Source organism: Streptomyces sp. PTY087I2 (assembly GCF_001687325.1).
Classification (GTDB): Bacteria; Actinomycetota; Actinomycetes; order Streptomycetales; family Streptomycetaceae; genus Streptomyces.
Window position 1 is genome coordinate 107,441 of record NZ_LZRD01000008.1, and the last position, 18,596, is coordinate 126,036.

General features: G+C 67.9%; 16 protein-coding genes and 1 pseudogene. 12 read left to right on the forward strand and 5 right to left on the reverse strand.

The window, feature by feature from the left end; translation table 11 throughout:
- Nucleotides 1-43: 43 nt before the first annotated feature.
- Together A3Q37_RS10565 and A3Q37_RS10570 are read left to right on the forward strand one after the other, a co-directional pair.
- Nucleotides 44-1,432, forward strand: coding sequence for a site-specific integrase (locus tag A3Q37_RS10565; protein ID WP_141693556.1), 1,389 nt, complete (start codon nucleotides 44-46; stop codon nucleotides 1,430-1,432).
- Complete coding sequence (locus tag A3Q37_RS10570) at nucleotides 1,429-1,995, forward strand: DUF6262 family protein (protein ID WP_079137734.1); 567 nt, start codon at nucleotides 1,429-1,431, stop codon at nucleotides 1,993-1,995. The genes A3Q37_RS10565 and A3Q37_RS10570 overlap by 4 nt, the downstream gene beginning before the upstream one ends.
- 99 nt (nucleotides 1,996-2,094) lie before the next feature.
- Here A3Q37_RS10570 and A3Q37_RS10575 read toward each other — a convergent pair whose 3' ends face one another.
- The 5 genes from A3Q37_RS10575 to A3Q37_RS10595 form a co-directional block, all read right to left on the reverse strand.
- On the reverse strand, nucleotides 2,095-3,030 hold the full coding sequence (locus A3Q37_RS10575) for a JmjC domain-containing protein (RefSeq protein WP_079137735.1): 936 nt from the start codon (nucleotides 3,028-3,030) through the stop codon (nucleotides 2,095-2,097).
- Complete coding sequence (locus A3Q37_RS10580; RefSeq protein WP_176711392.1) at nucleotides 3,027-3,548, reverse strand: GNAT family N-acetyltransferase; 522 nt, start codon at nucleotides 3,546-3,548, stop codon at nucleotides 3,027-3,029. Before A3Q37_RS10580 ends, A3Q37_RS10575 begins: the two co-directional genes overlap by 4 nt.
- Before the next feature lie 8 nt (nucleotides 3,549-3,556).
- Complete coding sequence (locus A3Q37_RS10585) at nucleotides 3,557-4,816, reverse strand: MFS transporter (RefSeq protein WP_065481316.1); 1,260 nt, start codon at nucleotides 4,814-4,816, stop codon at nucleotides 3,557-3,559.
- 36 nt (nucleotides 4,817-4,852) lie between these two features.
- The gene (locus tag A3Q37_RS10590; protein ID WP_079137736.1) at nucleotides 4,853-5,941 is read right to left on the reverse strand and encodes a SagB/ThcOx family dehydrogenase; all 1,089 of its coding nucleotides are present in this window, start codon (nucleotides 5,939-5,941) and stop codon (nucleotides 4,853-4,855) included.
- A 917-nt stretch (nucleotides 5,942-6,858) separates the two neighbouring features.
- A complete protein-coding gene (locus tag A3Q37_RS10595; RefSeq protein ID WP_079137737.1) occupies nucleotides 6,859-7,758 on the reverse strand; it encodes a hypothetical protein in 900 nt (299 codons plus the stop codon).
- A gap of 107 nt (nucleotides 7,759-7,865) precedes the next feature.
- Between A3Q37_RS10595 and A3Q37_RS10600 the strand changes: the two genes are divergently transcribed.
- The 10 genes and pseudogenes from A3Q37_RS10600 (at nucleotide 7,866) to efeU (ending at nucleotide 18,585) form a co-directional block, all read left to right on the forward strand.
- Complete coding sequence (locus A3Q37_RS10600) at nucleotides 7,866-9,044, forward strand: CapA family protein (protein ID WP_065481323.1); 1,179 nt, start codon at nucleotides 7,866-7,868, stop codon at nucleotides 9,042-9,044.
- 208 nt (nucleotides 9,045-9,252) lie between these two features.
- Complete coding sequence (locus A3Q37_RS10605) at nucleotides 9,253-11,508, forward strand: HAMP domain-containing protein (RefSeq protein WP_079137738.1); 2,256 nt, start codon at nucleotides 9,253-9,255, stop codon at nucleotides 11,506-11,508.
- A gap of 6 nt (nucleotides 11,509-11,514) precedes the next feature.
- Nucleotides 11,515-13,209 carry a poly-gamma-glutamate synthase PgsB gene (gene pgsB / locus A3Q37_RS10610; RefSeq protein WP_065481329.1) on the forward strand — a complete coding sequence of 565 codons (1,695 nt, stop codon included), beginning with the start codon at nucleotides 11,515-11,517 and terminating at the stop codon, nucleotides 13,207-13,209.
- Nucleotides 13,206-13,688 (forward strand): poly-gamma-glutamate biosynthesis protein PgsC/CapC, encoded by a 483-nt coding sequence (locus tag A3Q37_RS10615; protein ID WP_065481330.1) that lies wholly within the window; start codon nucleotides 13,206-13,208, stop codon nucleotides 13,686-13,688. Before pgsB ends, A3Q37_RS10615 begins: the two co-directional genes overlap by 4 nt.
- Before the next feature lie 33 nt (nucleotides 13,689-13,721).
- Complete coding sequence (locus A3Q37_RS10620) at nucleotides 13,722-14,792, forward strand: C40 family peptidase (RefSeq protein ID WP_065481331.1); 1,071 nt, start codon at nucleotides 13,722-13,724, stop codon at nucleotides 14,790-14,792.
- An 18-nt stretch (nucleotides 14,793-14,810) separates the two neighbouring features.
- Nucleotides 14,811-15,012, forward strand: a pseudogene (locus A3Q37_RS35555) (serine/threonine protein kinase); the annotation flags it as partial.
- Nucleotides 14,986-15,150 carry a hypothetical protein gene (locus A3Q37_RS37190; protein ID WP_176711388.1) on the forward strand — a complete coding sequence of 55 codons (165 nt, stop codon included), beginning with the start codon at nucleotides 14,986-14,988 and terminating at the stop codon, nucleotides 15,148-15,150. The pseudogene A3Q37_RS35555 and the gene A3Q37_RS37190, both read left to right, overlap by 27 nt.
- Nucleotides 15,151-15,307: 157 nt before the next feature.
- Nucleotides 15,308-16,465, forward strand: a complete 1,158-nt coding sequence (gene efeO, locus A3Q37_RS10630) for an iron uptake system protein EfeO (protein WP_065481340.1) — start codon at nucleotides 15,308-15,310, stop codon at nucleotides 16,463-16,465.
- Nucleotides 16,462-17,715, forward strand: a complete 1,254-nt coding sequence (gene efeB, locus A3Q37_RS10635) for an iron uptake transporter deferrochelatase/peroxidase subunit (protein WP_065481345.1) — start codon at nucleotides 16,462-16,464, stop codon at nucleotides 17,713-17,715. The genes efeO and efeB overlap by 4 nt, the downstream gene beginning before the upstream one ends.
- Before the next feature lie 36 nt (nucleotides 17,716-17,751).
- A complete protein-coding gene (gene efeU / locus A3Q37_RS10640) occupies nucleotides 17,752-18,585 on the forward strand; it encodes an iron uptake transporter permease EfeU (protein WP_065481348.1) in 834 nt (277 codons plus the stop codon).
- Nucleotides 18,586-18,596: the final 11 nt, after the last annotated feature.

The window sequence follows — 18,596 nt, forward strand, 5'->3', positions numbered from 1 at the left end:
GGCCAAACTGCGTCGTACTCTCGACGCCTGTCGATACGCCTCGGTGGCGCTGCAGTCCCGCCGTGGCGGTGGTCATGATCCGAGTGGCCTTGCGTTCGCCGACATGGACGCGGTGGTGGACGCGTTCAGGGATCTCCGCAAGCCGGACGGCGAACGCTACGCGTTCACAGTTCGCCGTGACCTGCTGACGAAGTTCTTCCAACTGTTGGACTTCGGACGCAAAGCCGGGCTGCTCGAGGAGCTGGCCGGCGGATTCGCGCGTCACCAGTCCCACATGATCCCCGTCGAAGAACGCGATGACGACGAGGCAGGCAAGGCCATCCCTGAGAACGTCATCGCCCAGCTCGACGCACAAGTCCGCACGCTCGGCGTCGACTTTCCCTACGGCCAGATGACACCGGACGACGTGCAGTTGATGTTCCAGACCGCATACGTGGTCCTCCGCGACACCGGACGCCGTCCCATCGAGGTCTGCTCGCTGAAGACCAACTACTTGGAGATCGACGGCGACAACGTCACGCTGATCTGGGACAACCACAAGAAGAAGCGCTACAAGCGCCGCCTGCCGATCACCACCAGCACCGCAGGCGCGATTCAGCACTGGATGCGACGCCGCGACCAGATGGTTCTACCGCCGAAAAGCCGCGCCTACCTGTTCCCTTCGATCTCCGCCGACACCGGCATCCCCCACCTGATCCCCGGAAACCTGGCCCGAGCCATCCGCGCGTGGGCAGACGCCTTGCCGGCACTCCACTCCGGGAATCTCGATCGCGACGGTGCCCCGCTCCCGTTCGACACGGAGACCATCTTTCCGTACGCGTTCCGGCACTCGTACGCCCAACGTCACGCCGACGCCGGGGTGCGCCCCGACGTGCTGCGCGATCTGATGGACCACCGATCCGTGGACACCACCATGGGCTACTACAAGGTCTCCCTGGAACGGAAGCGCGACGCCGTGGCCACCATGCGCCTGCAGGTGGTCGACCGCTCCGGCCAGCCCGAGCCCATGGCTTCAACGACCGCCTACGAGGCGCGCTCCGTTGCGGTGCCCTACGGCAACTGCACCGAACCGACCAATATCAAGGCAGGTGGCAAGAGCTGCCCGCTGCGCTTCCAGTGTGCGGGCTGCGGCTTCTATCGCCCGGACCCCTCCTATCTGCCGGCCGTCGAAGAGCAGCTGCACCAGCTGCGGACCGACCGCGAGACCGCCCTCGCGATGGACGCGGCCGACTTCGTCACCCGCAACCTCACCGATCAGATCGACGCCTACACCGAGGGTGCCGAGAAGATGCACAAGCGACTCGCCGAACTCCCCGCCGAGCAAAGGGTCGAGATTGAGGAAGCGGGTCGGATCCTCCGCAAAGCCCTCGCCTCCGACAGCCACACGATGCTTCCCCTCACTGTCATCAACCGTGACCAGGGGGCTTCATGACCAGTTCACGAACGCCCGGGCAGGTACTACAGGAGGCCCGCCGCAAAGACAGCCGTGACAAACGTGCGCGGGTGCTGCACACCCTCGATGACCTCCTGGTCCGAGGTGAGGCGGTCACCTTCACCGCGGTCGCCAAGGCGGCCCGCGTCTCCACTTGGCTCGTCTACGCGCCCGGCGTCCGCGAGCACATCGAAGCCGCCCGAGTCCAGCAGGCCAGCACCACGACCAGCAGCGGCGGGACACGACCAGCGGGCAGCACCAAGAGCACACGCACCGACCGAGAAGTGCTGCGTGCCGACAACCAACGGCTCCGTGCCCAAGTCAGCGATCTCAAGGAAGCCCTGCACCGCCAGCTCGGCCGACAGCTCGACCAGCTACAAACCACCGATCTCACGGAGCGGATCGGTGAACTGACGGCACAGAACCAAGAGTTGAACAACCACGTGACGCGGCTTCAGCACGAGAAACAACAACTCGAGCGAACACTCACCGAAGTCAACGATGACCTCGCTGCCGCCCGGGCGAGTCTCCGACGCATGATCCGCACCGAAAATTCCAGGTAGCCGGCCTGCGCGCCCATCGCGCCTGTGGTGTCCCGCCCGGGGCAGGACACCACAGGCATCGGCGCACGTGGCCAGCCGGCCACAGCGCCTTGACGGAAGTCACCTACCGAAGGTGACGCCGTGCCGAGTCGAGTCCGCGATAAGTTTCTGCGCTGCCTCTCGAGCAAGGGTGCTGGTGTCCAACTTGGCGGTCTCCTCGGAGATTCGGCTCAGCGTGCTGCGGATCTGCCGTGCCGCCACGTCTGTGTCCAGCGAAACAAAGCCAGCGCCTTCAGCTGCGGCGATCTCTCGGATCACTTGATCCAGCCGATCCGTGATGCGGAAGGAGCGGAATTCGAAGGCGATGTGCATCGAGGACGTGTCCTGGCTCTTCGCCGAGTGCGCGGTGCCGGCCTCCAGGAACATCACATCACCGGATGTGAGAGTCACGTTCTCTGGATTGTCCAAGGTATCCGCCGGAGCGGGTCCTCCGCGCCATGAGTCCCCTTCGGGCACCCCTTGGAGTACCCAATCCTTGGTGCCATGCAACTGGACTGCGAAGATGTGGAATTCATCCCGGTGAACTACTAGCGCCTTGGCATGCGGGGGCGTGAAGAAGACGTCCGCCTTGACTTGGGTTCCGGTGAGCGCGGCAAGTTCGTTGATCATGTCGCGGACCGGTGGGTGCCACTCCTCTAACGACTTCAGGATGATGGTCGATCCTTCATGGAATTGCTTCACCACCAGGCCCGCGTCCGCATAGAGCGACTGCTCAGCGAAGGCAACCCGCCGCGTCTGGGTGAACTCTCTGGGGGAAACCTGTTTTCCGTCTCGTACGAGACCTATGTAGGGGTACCTAAGCAGCCCTCCGTTGAGGGATGTTTCCAACTGAGCTACCCCGAAGGTCTCTCGTGCGACGTGTGACGCTGAGAAGAGTCGGGGAATCGGCCCCGCTGCGTCGACAGCATCATCTCCGAAGAGAGGCAGGGCTCGTGCGAGCACCTTCAAATCCGCTGTGCGGCGCTCTGCCTCGCGTACCGCCTGTTCTCCGTTCATCGCTCTCCCTCCACCTCGCCGGAGTCTTTGAGATTCCAGGTCATGACGATGCGTTTCTCCAGCATGCCCACACTGCGAAAGAGGCTGCGCTTTTCGTCCTCGCTGCCAAGGATCTGGATCTCTACGGCTCTTGCTCCGTGGCCGGCCGCGTCTTGCGCGCAGGCATGCAGCAGCCCCCTTCCGAACCCCCGCCCTTGATGCTCGGCGAATATTTCCATGTTCAGGATGAAGGCCGTGGTGTTTCCAGCGCTGCGCCTGATCGCATACCAAAGGTTCCCGACACGCTCCCCCGACGGGTCTTCGACCGCGTGCAAGTAATTGTCGGCCGTGGATGCTCCCTGGGGCAGTAGCTTCGCAAAGTCGGTGCGCGCCCGCTCCATTGCTTCGCCCTGCGTGAACGTTCCAGCTGCCACGTTCCGTTGCGCATAGTCAGCTATGACATACGGCTCATACTCTGCGTACTCCGCCTCGGTCATGAGGCGAAGACGAACGAGTTCCTGTCGCATCGCTTCCTTCATCGACAACATCATTTTGTGGGCTTCACAGGCGCTACAGGAGATGGCCGGTCCGGCACTCGGCGCTCAAGCGACCGCACGCTCCTGCTCGATACAGAAGCGAGAGTGGACGCCACAATAATGGCACTGGCGCAGAGCAGGATCTCCTCGCCACCAAACGCCATCGCCAAGGGGCCCGCCAGCAGTTGACCGAACGGAACCGCGGCTGTGGCACCGAGTAGCTGGTAGGAAAAGACGCGGGCCAGCCGATCGCTCGGGATGTTTTCCTGCATCGCTGTACTACCGGCGACACCAATCTGCTCCATGGCCATTCCGACCAGGAGCGCGATGGGCAGAAGGTAGGCAAGTTCAGGGGAAATCGCCAGGCCCAACGGCAAAAGAGCACTCAGACCGGTCATCACCACCCCGAAGGCCAAAGCCTTACGGGGCTGCCATTTCAACGCCAGGTAGCCACCCGCGATGGTGCCGAGCGCCTGCGTGGCCAACACAAACCCCCATTCACGCTTGCCGATGGATTCGTCGGCGATGGTCGGGCCAAGAACCTGGATGCTGCCAGCCCAGACCACCTGCCAGACGGTGGACTGGAGGACCACAATCCACAGCCATCGATGTGAGATGAACTCCGACCAGCCCTGCTTCAAGTCGGTAAGCACCGAGCGCTTACCCGCAGCCTTCGGGACTTCCGACACACGAACCCTGCTGAAGATCGCTCCAGCCAGGGCGAAGGTCAGTGCGTCGACGACGATGCCCCACGGAGGTCCTGCGACGGCGGCGATGATTCCGCCGGCAGCCGCCCCGATCACCAAGGCGCTGTTGGTGAACATCCGGAAGATGGCGTTGGCTTGCCGCAGGAGGCTGACAGGAACCGTCTGTGACACCAACGCAGATGTTGCGGGAACAGAGACGGCCGCGAAGATTCCGTTGAGCGCTGACATCAGCATGAGAAACGGCAAAGACGTCACGCCGGCCAGCAGTCCTACCCCGACCGCCAGCTGCGTCGCGGCCGCGGCATAGGAGGAGCCTTGCAGCAGCAGAGCTCTTCGTACCCTGTCCGCCAAGACTCCGCCCAAGAGCATCATCGCGGCATTCGCCAAAGAGCGCGCCCCGACCACCAGCCCTAGCTTGGTAGGGGACCCCGTAATGTCAAGGACTGCGAACGCGAGGGCAATGGGCGCTATTCCGTTGCCGATCGTGGTGATGCCCCGACCGATCGCCATGCTCCGGAAGTTGGGATGACTGAGTGGACCTTCCGTATCGTTCGATTCAGCCATCTGCTTCCTGCTTCCTGCTCTCTGCTCTGTGCACGGTCAGTTGAGAAAAGGGGTTTCCGGCGAGCGGTACCGGATCGGTGAACCGTCTGGGTTGCGCTGCGGCACACCGCAACTGAAGAAGAAGGTGGGAAACTCTTCGACGCCATCGATGCTCAGGAGATGCTCAACCTCGCTGTCGCGGAAAGCGCCGGTGAGAGCCGCTCCGAGTCCGAGGGCGGTCGCCGTCATCGAGAACACCTGGGCCACATGGCCGACGTTTTGAAGGAGCATCTTGTAGGCCCGGGGGTGGGGATACTTCCAGGCCATGCGCTCAGGCACTGCAGTGGTGATGACTCCGAACGCAGCGGAAGTGAAGAAGCCCTGGGCATGAGTGAGATGCTCAAGTTGCTCGCGGGACACCTCAGGCTGGACGCTGACTAGGCCATGCCTGATGTTGTCGTACCGATAGATCCCCGGCGAAACACCGTGGACATCAAGCGCGACTACATAGGCTTCGGTTTCGTGACGTGCCCCGCCGGCGGCGCTGGCGCGCAACTGGACGACACCCATTTCTCCGGCGTCGGAGAACCGGAGCGGGGCGAACGTGTAATGCAGCAGAGTCGAGAGAGACTCGAGCGGGATCGGAGATTCGATGAAGTCCCGATGTGTCCTTCGATCTTCCAGTACATCTTTGAAACTTGCCGTCATCTCCGCGTGAACCCGCGGGAGCAGCAGAATCTCAACTTCCGGGTCGATCGGCTTCGCGCCGCGCGGCATATCACGTTCGGCCAGTGCATCACCGTACCGCTCGCGCTCATCGGTGCCCTTACTGGCAAACGGCGCATCTCGTATGCTCTGATGGAATTGCCAGGCCAAACCGCCCCATTCACGCCACGGTGTAGGCCAAGCAGATTCGCCGTCCCCCGCTTCTTCGAGGAATCCCAGCTCCAGCAGCTGTTTCAGGGCCCGGGAAACGGCTTCCGAATCGCCCTCGACCTCATCCAGGTTGATACCGGTCGGTGAGTCGATGAGCAGTCGCGCGATCGATCGGTGAAGCCGAATCCTGCCTTTCACCCGCGGACTTGAGAGATACACGCCGTCTCTCTTGACCTGAAACATCACCGGATCAATCGGGCGCGTCTCCACCTACATCCCCTTCGTCGCCGCTGTACCGAACTTGAACGATGAGAAAAGTGTTGCCCCTCCGTACGGAGGGGCAACACTTCGACTCAGCCGACCTGGTCGAAACAGGCCAGGGCTTCGCCCTCTTCCTCGACGATCACGATGAGGTCAACAGTCTCTTCGTTCTGCATGACGCCTCCTCTCACATCGATCGGAAAAGCACCCCGTTAGGGCGCTCCTGGAGATTAGCCAGACCTTGGGGCCGGCTCAACGTGGGCATCTCCAGCACCGAAGGAATTTGGGCGTCCGAATCAGGGCCCCGTACGACGCGCACGCTCCCAACGCCAAGGGGTTCCGTCGAACTTTGCCGACACTTTGCGAGAATTCCCTAAACGATCGCGCCAGGTCGCCCACATCGGCCTTTTCTGGGCGCATCTATCTCGCGCGAGCGGGAGTGAACGCGACTCATGCGCCATAGGTGAGAGTCTTGGACATTTCCGGCAAAACTGTTTGCCCTGAGGCTGCAGAGGTCGCGGATCGAGTTGGCTTGAACGCGTCAGTACCCCTGGGACTCGGCATGTCATGCGTGCGATCACCCCTGGCTTGAAGTCGTGGAGACCACCAACTGCGCGTCACCAGCAGGCTCACCGAGGCACGTCCTCCATGAGGCAACATGCCTCATGTCCCTCACCGCTGAGGGCACCCCTGACCTGCTGGACCACTTGACAGCCCTAGATTGCGCTCGATCCCGAGGCCGAGATCGCGGCTTTCGAGCGCATCCGGCGCCTCGCCTCCCCGAACCGTGCCGTCGTCCTGGTGACCCACCGCATGTCCGGCGTGACCGGCTCGCACCTGCGGCCAGGCGCTGAGAACTCGGGTCTTGGGCCAGGCGCTCAGAAGGCACCTGCTCCGAACTCCCCGTCGCACCAGCGCCGGGCGTTCTACCGACGGGCGTTCCACGAAGCGACCAGTCCGGCCAGGGCCTCGGCCGTCTCCTCGGTGTCGCGGCCGCCGTCCGCGCGGGCGTGGCGGGCCAGTTCGAGGTGGACGAAGCCCGCGTGGTTGCGCTCCGCCGAGCGGCCCTGGACGTTGCTCCGGCCCTCCAGCGGGCAGCGTGCCACCCAGGCCCGGCAGACCCGCAGTCCGTCGTCGTCCATTCGGTCCGCCAGGGCGACCACCTCGGCGGACGCGGTCTCGACGGCGCCGGTGGAGACGACGGCGTCGTAGGGGCGGTCGGAGGAGTCGGTGAAGCCGTGCAGCTGGACGCCGGGCACCCCGCGCTTCTGCAACTCCACGACGACCGTGTGGAAGGCGCTGTCCTCGCGGTGGGAGACATCGGCCGCGCCGTTCCCGCCGGCCCGGCGGTGGGTTCCGGCGAGGACGAGCGCACCGCCGGGGTTCTGCTCCAGGAGCCGGACGCCGAGGTCCTCGGTGTCGCGGTCGGCGACGGGGTGCGGGACCTGGACGTTCCAGCGGACCGTGGAGTCGGCGTTCAGGTAGACGCGGCCCCAGCGTGCGCTCTCGCCCGGGCCGGTCGCGGCGATCTCGTCGTAGCGGCGGCCCGAGTCGGTGTCGGTGAGGCGGGTGAGGCCGAGGCCGAGCGGGGCGAGCTGCCGCTCGGCTTCCTGGGCGTCGCCCGACAGCAGGCTCCCGACGGCCTTCGCCAGCCGCGCGCGCTGCGCCTTGCCGGGCGGGCTGTAGGGGGCGTCGGCGCGGAACTTCGCCGTGTAACCGAGAATGCGGCTGCGCAGGTCGACCAGTTCCCGGGCGCGCGGAACGGTGTCTTCCGGGGCCTGGGACGTATCGGCCTGGCATCCCACCAGAGCCAGGAGCAAACCCACCGGGACGAAAATGCGGAGGAAACGTGATCGTCCCGTGACGGTAATAAGACGATCACACTTGAGGCTCATGTAAGTATGACTCAGTGACATTCCGTAATTCTCTCGGTATGGGTCGGTCGGCGGGCCTGCTGGCGATAGCTGTCGGCCTGACCGTGTCGTGCGGCCCGCAGCCGGCGCAACCCGAGGCCAAGGCCGGCGGCCGCAGTTTCACCGTCGCCGCGGCCGGTGACGTCCTCATCCATCCCGAGCTGGTCGAGCAGGCCGCCAAGGATGCCGAGAAGAGCGGACGCGGGGAGGCCGGCCTGGACTTCGGGCCGCTGCTCGCCGGGGTGAAGCCCGTGATCAGCAAGGCCGACCTCGCGATCTGTCACATGGAGACACCCGTCGGGAACCCCAAGGGGCCGTTCCAGGGATACCCGGAATTCCTGGTTCCGCCGCAGATCCTGACCAGCCTGAAAGACGTGGGATACGACACCTGCTCGACAGCCTCCAATCACACCTTCGACCATGGACTGAAAGCTGTGCGCCGCACGCTGGACGCCATGGACAAGGCGGGCCTCGGGCACAGCGGGTCGGCGCGGACGCCGAAGGAAGCAGAGCAGATCAACATCCGTGACGTCAACGGCGTCAAGGTCGCTCACCTCTCGTACTCCTGGGAGTCCTTCCTCAACCCCACGCCCGAGAAGCAGAGCTGGGCCTTCAAGCGTTCCCGTACGGAGGACATCAAGAAGGACGAGAAGCGGGCCCGCGACAAGGGTGCCGAGGTGGTGCTGCTCTCCCTGCACTGGGGCCTGGAGCACTACAACGAGCCGAGCGTCCCGCAGCTGGACATGGCCCAGCGGATCACCGAGGAGACCGGCGTCGACCTGGTGATCGGGCACCACGCCCACGTGGTGCAGCCGATCCAGAAGGTCAACGGCACCTGGGTCGCGTACAGCCTCGGCAACCAGGTGGCCCGGCACTCCTCGCCGACCGGCCTCACCGAGGAAGGGGCCATCGGCTGGTTCGAGTTCCGCGAGACCGCCGACGGCTGGGACGTCTCCGCCCGCTACCGCACCACGCTCGTGGACATCCCGCCGGAGCTGGAGCCCGGGGAGAAGGCCCCCGAGGGCGCCGTCGAGGACCTCCGGCTGGTGGACGTACAGCAGGCGCTGGAGAACCCCCAGGGGCTGCCCGCCGACCGGACCGCCCGCTACCGGCTGGCCGAGGACCGCACGCGCGGCTTCCTCTACAACCGGGGAGCGCCGGGCGGTGACGGCCTGAAGCGCCTGTCGCTGGAGAAGTGACCAGGGCCACACCCTCTCGTATCCCCACGGATACAACCTATTGGGCGCTTGTCCGTCTTTTCTACGACAGCGTCTCGCAGCCACGCGACAGCGGTGCTTCCTCCGGGCACTGAGCACCCGCAGCGACCAAGGAAGAAGACCGGTGACATCGACTCCTGCCGCGCCCCTCGTGCCGAAAGGCCGGCGGCGTAGCCGCAGACGTGCGGACATGCCGCTGCTGGGTGGCATCCGGCCGCCGATCGCGTTGCTGTGCGTGCTGATCCTCGCCCTCGCCGGCCTCACGGCCAAGGTGCTGGGGCCGGGCGCGGAACCGGTCGTGCCCAAGGCGGTGCTCTCCTCGCAGCAGTACTTCGCCGAGGACGGCGCGATCGCCCTGCGCGCCTCGATCGACGAGCGGGTCACGGACCTCGAACGCACCGCCATCGCGCTCAACGCGGGCAAGCCCGCCGACCCCGAGCGCGTGCTGTCGGACCTGAGCAAGGCGTACCAGAAGTGGACCGGCACCACGGTGCTGGACCTGGCGGACGGCAAGGTGCTCGCCGCCCGCGGGGAGCGCATCCCGCTCGCCTGGGTGGACAAGGACGTCCTCACCGGTGACAAGGCGCTCACCCCACGGATGGTGCGGCTGGAGACCGGTGACGTACGGCTGATGACGATGGCCGTCCTGGAGGGGAAGCAGGGGACGCAGCAGCTGCTGATCGCCTCCAACAGCCTCTCCGTGCCCCCGATCAACCTGGGCCCGTTCCGCAGCATGGCCGTCGTCGCGCGCGGCGGCGAGATCCTCGCGACCGCCGGGTTCCAGCAGTCCGAGGCGCTGAACTCGGACGCGGAGCGCAAGGAACTCACCTTCCTCCAGAAGCAGATGACCCGGCTGTCCGACCAAGCCGCCGAGGAGACCGACCAGAACCCGGTCAGCGCCCGGGAGCCCGGTTCCCGCGGCTACCCCGGGGTCAGCGGAACCCTGGTGGGCGGCGGCTACAACGGCCGGGTCGCCACCGTGGGGTACGCATCCCTCGCCGCCTCCGACCCCGAGGACGGGGAGAGCGTCGCCGCCGGTCTCGGCCTCACGGTCGTCTCCCTGCTCCCCGTGGTCCAGCAGCAGACCCTCGCCGACGACAGCCGGCAGCTGTTCGGCCTGCTCGCGGCGGGCGCCCTGGTGCTGCTCGGCCTGCTCGCGGTCGCCGTGCTGTGGATGACCGTGCAGCGCCCGCTGCTCGGGCTGTTCCTGGAGTCCCGCCGGCTCGCCCGCGGCGACCTCATCCGCCCGGTCACGGTGCCGCGCTGGGGCGAGGCCGCCCGGATCGGCGCCGCGCTGGAACGTATCCGCGGCCAGCTCGGCGACGCTGAGGCCGCCGACGGCCCCGTCGGCGCGCGCCCGCCCGGCCGGTTCCGGGGCGGTGCGCGAGGGCCGTTGGCGCTGACGGCGGTTCTCCTGCTGCTGTGGTGCGTTCCCGTCGGCCTCCTGCTCAACCGTACGGACGGGACCGTCAGCATCCCCGCCTCCATGGTCAACGACCAGCGCGACCGCACCGACCTGGTCGCCGACCGGGCCCGCCGGGCGCTGAACGAGGCCCAGGCGGACCTCGTCTCCACCTCCCGCCTGCTCGATGTCGACGACCCCGCCGCCACCGAGACCGTGCTGAAGAGCGCCCTGCGCGAGCACTCCCGCTACCAGGCGCTGTACGTCGTCGGCGCGACCGGCGACATCGTCGCCCGGGCCGGCGGCGACCCCCACCCGTGGAGCGCGGAGAAGGACCCGTCGCTGGTCCGCGTCTCCGGCCAGGGCGAGAAGCGGCCCGTCGTCCAGGCCGGGGCGCCCCTGCCGGAGCGCAAGGGCATGACCCTCGTCGGAGAGGTGCGGGTGGAGTTCCTCAACTCGCTGCTGAAGCGGCCCGGCCTCGGCGAGGTCCGGATCGTGAACGCGGACGCGCGGACCCTCGCCGGCAGCGACGGGTTCCGCGCCTTCGAGGGGCTGCCGAAGGACGCGCTGCCCGACCTGGTGCGCGCCGCCAATGTGCGGGTGGGCACCGGGCTGCTGGAGAACGGGCTGCTCATCCGCGACGGTGGCGCCGTCACCGTGGCCGCCGCCGCGCCGTTCACCGGCGGCGGCGTCGCCTCCGACCTGGGCTGGACCGTCGTGAGCTGGCAGGACGCCGGCCGCTTCGAGATCACCGCCTACGAGCGCGAGGACCGCAGCGTGCTCGCCAGCCTGCTGGGCCTCGCCCTGATCGTGGTCTGCCTGGGCTGGATCCACCTCGTCGTCGTACGGCCCCTGCGGGCCCTCGCGGCGGCCGCCGAGAAGCTCGCCGACGGAGACCTCAAGACCGTGCACTACCCCCGCTACCAGGACGAGGTGGGCGCCGTCGTCCGGAGCCTCGAACTGATCCGCCAGCAGTTGCAGGCCCGTCGGCAGACCCAGGCGCGCCGGCCCGCCGAGTCCCGGCCCGGCGCCGGAGGAAGGTGACCCAGCGTGCTCTACCTCTACTTCGTGCTGCTCACCGGCAGCGTGTTCCTGCTCGTCGCGGGCATCGTGGAGCAGCGTCGGCACTACGCCTCGCTGCACACCATCCCCTCGCGGGTGCTCGTCAACGGCATCCGCGGCAAGTCCTCCATCACCCGGCTCTGCGCGGGCGCGCTGCGGGGCGGTGACCTGATCACCGTCGCCAAGACGACCGGGACGGCCGCCCGCTTCATCCACCCGGACGCCACCGAGGAGCCGGTCTACCGCAAGTTCGGCATCGCCAACGTGGTGGAGCAGATCGGCATCGTCCGCCGGGCCGCCACCTACCGGCCCGACGCGCTCGTCATCGAGTGCATGGCCGTGATGCCGGCGCTCCAGGAGGTCAACCAGAGCAAGCTGATCCGCTCGACGATCGGCGTGCTCTGCAACGTACGCGAGGACCACCTCGCCGAGATGGGCCCGACCCTGGACGACGTGGCCCGCTCGCTGTGCCGGTCGATGCCCGAGGACGGCATCTGCGTCACCGCCGAGAAGGAACGTTTCCACATCCTCCAGGAGGAGGCGGACGCCCGGAACTGCCAGCTGGTGTACGCCGACCCGGAGACCGTCAGCGACGAGGAGCTGCGCGGCTTCAGCTGGTTCACCTTCAAGGAGAACGTGGCGATCGCCCTGGTCGTCGCCGATCTCCTCGGCGTGGAGCGCGAGGTCGCCCTCCAGGGGATGTACGACGCCCCGCCGGACCCGGGCGTGCTCTCGGTGGAGCGCTATGTGGCCCCCGACGGCAACCGGCTCGCCTTCGCCAACGTCTTCGCGGCCAACGACCCCGAGTCGACGCTGATGAACATCAACCAGCTGCTCGACCTCGGCGCCATCCGCCGCCCGCTGAACGTGGTGATCAACTGCCGCCCCGACCGCGTGGAGCGCAACGGGCAGATGGGCGAGATCATCCCCGACCTCCAGCCCGACAACGTCTTCGTCATCGGGCACCCCGCCAAGAGCGCGATCGACGCCATCCCCGCCGACTGGCAGGACCGGGCGGTCGACCTGGGCGGCGAGAAGCGGGCCGCCGACGAGTTCATGCCGGCGATGCTCGGCCGGATGTCCGACGGCGCCTCGCTGGTGGCCATCGGCAACATCCACGGCCAGGGCGAGGAGCTGCTGGAGTACCTCGCCGAGCTGCCCGCCGACGAGAGCGAGGCGGACGAGGAGACGCCGACCCCCGCCGCCGCGAACCCGGCGCAGGCGTCCCGCCTGGACCCGTTCGCGTCGTACCACCCGGCGTACGAGGAGCGCTACCAGGCCTCGCAGACGCAGGAGATCCCGGTGGTGCGCATCCCGGTGCAGCCGTCGGATTCCTACCGGCCGCAGCCGGAGCAGCGGGAGCGGTACGTACAGCAGGAGCAGTACGCGCAGCGCGAGCGGCACACCCAGCAGGAGCAGTACGCGCAGCGTGACCGCCACGCTCAGCAGGAGCCGTACGCACATCAGGGCCAGGTCCAAGGCCAGGTCCAGGGCCAGGTCCAGGGCCAAGGCCGGGACCAGAGCCAGGAACAGATCCAGGGCCAGGGCCAGCACCAGGTCCAGGACCAGGACCGCCCCTTCGAGTTCTTCGCCGGCGCGCCGCGGAAGCAGCCGTACGAGCCCGCCCCGCACATCTGGCCGCCCCACGACGAGCCGCACGACGACGCCCGGAGTTCCCGTTGACCACCGCCGCACTGACCCCCGAGATGGCCGCCCTGGGCATCGCGATAGGGCTGTTCTTCTCGCTGCTGTGCTACCTCACCACCAACCTCTCGCCCGGCGGAATGATCACCCCGGGCTGGCTCGCGCTGACGCTGATCGAGGACGTCCAGCGCGCGGCCATGGTGCTGGGTGTCACGGCACTCACCTACGCCGGCACGAAGATCATGCAGCGGCTGGTGATCCTGTACGGCAAGCGGCTGTTCGCCTCGGTCGTCCTGCTCGGCGTACTGCTCCAGAGCACGGTGATGATCGTGCTGTCGCTGGAGTTCCCGCTGCTCTACGGCAACCAGACCCTCGGCTTCATCGTGCCCGGCCTGATCGCCTACCAGCTGGTGCGCCAGCCGAAGGGCCCGACGCTGCTGGCCACCGGCACGGTCTCGCTCATGGCCTACATCGTCGTCGCCGCCGGGCTGCTGCTCGGCATCATGCCCGCTGTCTGACAAGCCGCCCCACGAACAACCGAGGAGTAACCGATGGCAGGGAAGAAGAAGTCACGGCCCGTCGTCTCGGGACTGGTGGTGCTGGCGCTCGTCGCGACCTCCGGCTACCTCACCCTGGAACTGCGCAAGCAGGAGACGCCCGGGGTGACCGAGGTCCGCAACGTCGGCGTCCTGGACGGCGGCAAGGCCTCGGGCGACGACAAGGGCGAGGCCGCCTGGTCCCGGCTGGAGAACCCGGCGCGCTCGGTCCTGCGCGGCTCGGACGGCCAGATCAAGGCGGTCTTCACCGACGGCGCGCGCCTGGCCACGCTCACCGGCCCGGCCCGCACCTTCACCGAACCGGCCTCCACCTCCTCCAAGGTCTCCACCACGGACTGGGTGCGCCTGATGCCCGAGCCGTGGAAGAAGGGCGCCGAGAAGGAGAAGTGGTTCAAGGACTGGCACGCCGAGTACGCGGACAGCAAGGAGGACGACGTCTTCGCGATCGCCTTCCAGTACGTGGCGGGCGCCCCTCAGAAGAAGGACGAACAGGGCATCGTCTACGCCGGTGAGGCCAACTTCGGGCCGCTGAACACCACCGGCGCGGAGGGCGGCGACCTGCGGCTGGAGCAGTCCGACTTCTACGACTACCTCGGCGTGCCCTATCCCTTCCGCGACGGGCAGACCGGCACCCCGGAGACCATGCGCGCCAAGTCCCTGGACTGCTCGGGGTTCATCCGGATGGTGCTCGGCTACCGCACCCGTTACCCGCTGATGTCCTCGGACGCCTCCGGCGACGGACTGCCGCGCACCGCCAACGGCATGGCCCGCTCCGACGAGGGCGCCGACGTGCTCCCGCTGACCGGCGTCGGCCCCGACGACCGGCCGTCCGCCATCGACCAGCTCCAGCCGGGCGACCTGGTCTTCTTCAAGCTGGACGCCCGCACCAAGGACCGGCTCGACCATGTCGGCATGGTGCTCGGCTACGACACCGAGGGCCACCTGATCTTCATCTCCAGCCGCGAGGAGATCAACGGCCCGACCATCGGCGACGTCGGCGGGGTCTCCCGGCTGGACGGCAACGGCTACTACGCGAAGACGCTGCGGAGCGCGAAGCGGCTGTGACGGGGCGGCACGCACGGGATCCTCGGACGGCTCGGGGCGGGCGGAATGGGCCGGGTCCATCGCGCACGCTCCGCCGGCGGACGCACCGTCGCGGTGAAACTCGTGCTGCCCGGACTCGTGGCGCAGGACGAGTTCCGCCGCCGCGCCGTGGGTGGCCATCGGTTACGCCCCGGGGCCGTCGCTGCGGAGTGTGGTGCACGACGAGCACGGGCGGCTCCCGGCCGACTCGGACCCGGGGCGCGAGTGTCCGAAGTTCTCGGCCGCGCTGAACATGCGCCACTTCGAGGGCACGGAGCAGCTGCTTGAGTTCCCCGGCCCGGAATGCGCGGGCGATCCACCGGCGTACGCCAGCAAGTGAGCTTCCTCCGGCGCGGTTGGCCGAGCCGCTCACCGGACCGAGACCCCACATCACTAAGGGCAGCCTATCCTGAGTGACTACATTTATGTAGACTCCCTGGATCCGGGGCGGTCACGGCTCGGAACGTTCCCGCGCGTCGCTCCGAATCGAGGCACCCATGTCCCCCAGGCCCGTCCACCTGATCGTCGGCGCCGGCACTGCCCTGGCCGCCGTCCTGTCACTGACGGCCTGCACCGCGAAAAGCGGCGCGGAGGGCGACGACGGCGCTGTCTCGGTCATCGCCAAGGACGGCTCCTGCGAGGTCTCGAAGAAGGAGTTCCCGGCCGGACATGTGAAGCTCTCCGTCGAGAACCAGGGCGCGAAGGTCACCGAGGTCTACATCCTCCACCCGGACGACCGGATCGTGACCGAGCGCGAGAACATCGGCCCCGGCACCAAGGCCACCATCACCGCCGAGGTCAAGGCAGGCGAGTACGAGATCGCCTGCAAGCCCGGTATGAAGGGCGACGGCATCCGTCAGAAGGTGACCGTCACCGGTGGTGCCGCGGCGGCCAGGCGCTCCCCCGAGATGGACGCCGCCGTGGCCGGCTACCGCCAGTACGTGCAGGCGCAGGCCGACGAGACCCTCCCCAGGGTGAAAGTCTTCACCGACGCCGTGCGCGCCGGTGACGTCGAGGCCGCGAAGAAGGCGTACGCCGGCTCGCGCATCGGCTGGGAGCGCACGGAGCCGGTCGCCGAGTCCTTCGGCGACATCGACCCGAAGGTGGATGTCCGTGAGGACGGGCTGGAGGAGGGGCAGGACCCGGCGAAGGACTGGACCGGCTGGCACCGCCTGGAGAAGGCGCTGTGGCAGGACAAGAAGATCGGCGACCGCGAGAAGGAGCTCGCGGACCTCCTGGACAAGGATCTGGCGGACTGGGTGAAGCGGGTCGGCAAGGCCGACATCACCCCGACCTCGATGGCCAACGGCGCCAAGGAGCTGCTGGACGAGGTCGCCACCGGCAAGGTCACGGGCGAGGAGGAGCGTTACTCGCACACCGACCTGGTCGACTTCCAGGCGAACGTCGAGGGCGCGGAGAAGTCGTTCGAGTTGCTCAAGCCGGTCGCTTCGAAGAACGACCCGACGCTCGTCGCCGAACTCGACAAGCAGTTCGCGGCGCTGAACACGCTCCTGGACAAGTACCGCACGGACAAGAGCTCCTACGTCTTCGCCTCGTACGACAAGGTCGGCAAGGACGAGCGCAAGGAGCTGTCGGACGGCGTCAACGCGCTGGCCGAGCCGCTCTCGAAGCTCGCCGCCGCGGTCGTCAAGTGACACCCGACCCGAGCGGTGCGACCGGCCCGGGCCGCCGCGCCGTCCTGGCAGTCGGCGGCGGCCTCGCCATCGGGGCCGGCCTCGCCATCGGCACTGTGGCCCTGACCCGCGGCGGGGACGACACGACGCCCGTCACCGACAGCGGCGGCGCCGTCCCTTTCCACGGCCTCCATCAGGCCGGGATCGCCACGGCCGTCCAGGACCGGCTGCACTTCGCCGCCTTCGACGTGAGGACGGACGACCGCGCCGAGCTGGTGCGGCTCCTGAAGGAGTGGACGCGCGCCGCCGAGCGGATGACGGCCGGTCACGAGGTCGGCGAGGGCGCCTACGGCGGCCTGCCGGAGGCTCCGCCGGACGACACCGGCGAGGCCCTCGGCCTCAAGCCGTCCCGGCTCACCCTCACCATCGGCTTCGGCCCCTCCCTCTTCGACGGCCGCTTCGGCCTGAAGGACAAGCGGCCCGGCGCCTTGATCGACCTGCCGAGGTTCCCCGGCGACAACCTGGACCCCGCCCGCGGCGGCGGCGACCTCTGCGTGCAGGCGTGCGCCGACGACCCGCAGGTCGCCGTGCACGCGATCCGCAACCTGGCCAGGATCGGCTTCGGCCGGGCCGCGGTCCGCTGGTCGCAGCTCGGCTTCGGCAAGACGTCCTCCACCACCCCCGACGCGCAGACCCCGCGGAACCTCTTCGGTTTCAAGGACGGCACCCGCAACATCGCGGGCACCGACACCGCCGCACTCGGCCGACACGTGTGGGTCGGCCCGAAGGACGCCACCGGCGGCGGCGCCTGGATGACCGGCGGATCGTACCTGGTCGCCCGCCGGATCCGGATGAACGTCGAGACCTGGGACCGCACCCCGCTCGTCGAGCAGGAGGACATCTTCGGCCGCGACAAGAGGGAGGGCGCGCCCGTCGGCAGGGTCGAGGAGCACGACGAACCTTTCCTCAAGGCGATGAAGCCTGACTCGCACGTCCGGCTCGCCCACCCGGACAGCAACAGCGGGGCCACGATCCTGCGCCGCGGCTACTCGTTCACGGACGGTACGGACGGTCTCGGCCGCCTCGACGCCGGCCTGTTCTTCCTCGCGTACCAGCGCGACGTCCGTACCGGCTTCATCCCGGTACAGACCTCGCTGGCCCGCGCGGACTCCCTCAACGAGTACATCCAGCACGTCGGTTCGGCACTCTTCGCCGTCCCGCCGGGCGTCCGCGACACGGACGACTGGTGGGGCCGCGGCCTCTTCGGCTGAGCCGCCCAGCCATCACCACCCCGGAAGGAGTCCGCCGTGTTCGGCAACTACCTGATCGGCCTCCGCGAGGGTCTCGAGGCCTGCCTGGTCGTCTGTATCCTCATCGCCTACCTGGTGAAGACCGGCCGCAGGGACGCCCTGAAGCCGATCTGGACCGGAGTCGGCGTGGCCGTCGCCATCTCGCTCGCCTTCGGCGCCGGCCTCGAATTCGGCTCCCAGGAGCTGACCTTCGAGGCGAAGGAGCTGCTCGGCGGCTCGCTGTCGATCCTCGCCGTGGTGCTGGTGACGTGGATGGTCTTCTGGATGAAGAAGACCGCCCGGCACCTGAAGGCCGATCTGCACAGCAAGCTGGACACGGCCCTGGAGACGGGCACCGGCGCGCTGGCCGCCACCGCCTTCCTGGCCGTGGGCCGGGAAGGCCTGGAGACCGCGCTGTTCATGTGGGCGTCGGTCCGCGCCTCCTCCGACGGCAGCCACGCACCGCTGGCCGGGGTGGTCCTCGGCCTGCTGACGGCGACGCTTCTCGGCTGGCTGTTCTACCGGGGGGCGCTGAAGATCAACCTGGCGAAGTTCTTCACCTGGACCGGCGGCATGCTGGTCGTGGTGGCGGCGGGCGTGCTCGCGTACGGCGTCCACGACCTCCAGGAGGCCCGCTTCCTCGGCGGCCTCGCCGACAAGGCCTTCGACGTCTCGGCGACGATCCCGCCGGACAGCTGGTACGGCACGCTCCTCAAGGGCATGTTCAACTTCCAGCCCGACCCCACCGTGCTGCAAGCCGTCGTGTGGGCCGCCTACATCGTTCCTGTGATGGCGCTCTTCCTCCGGCCCGAGCGTCCCCGGAGGCCCGCCGCGGTCCCGGCGGGGTCGTAGAAGCCCGGCAC

Coding starts and splice junctions, on each gene's coding strand:
- A3Q37_RS10570 (WP_079137734.1), top strand. CDS start 1,429: ATGACCAGTTCACGAACGCCCGGGCAGGTACTACAGGAGGCCCGCCGC.
- A3Q37_RS10575 (WP_079137735.1), bottom strand. CDS start 3,030: ATGAACGGAGAACAGGCGGTACGCGAGGCAGAGCGCCGCACAGCGGAT.
- A3Q37_RS10580 (WP_176711392.1), bottom strand. CDS start 3,548: ATGAAGGAAGCGATGCGACAGGAACTCGTTCGTCTTCGCCTCATGACC.
- A3Q37_RS10585 (WP_065481316.1), bottom strand. CDS start 4,816: ATGGCTGAATCGAACGATACGGAAGGTCCACTCAGTCATCCCAACTTC.
- A3Q37_RS10600 (WP_065481323.1), top strand. CDS start 7,866: ATGGGTCGGTCGGCGGGCCTGCTGGCGATAGCTGTCGGCCTGACCGTG.
- A3Q37_RS10605 (WP_079137738.1), top strand. CDS start 9,253: ATGCCGCTGCTGGGTGGCATCCGGCCGCCGATCGCGTTGCTGTGCGTG.
- A3Q37_RS10620 (WP_065481331.1), top strand. CDS start 13,722: ATGGCAGGGAAGAAGAAGTCACGGCCCGTCGTCTCGGGACTGGTGGTG.
- efeO (WP_065481340.1), top strand. CDS start 15,308: ATGTCCCCCAGGCCCGTCCACCTGATCGTCGGCGCCGGCACTGCCCTG.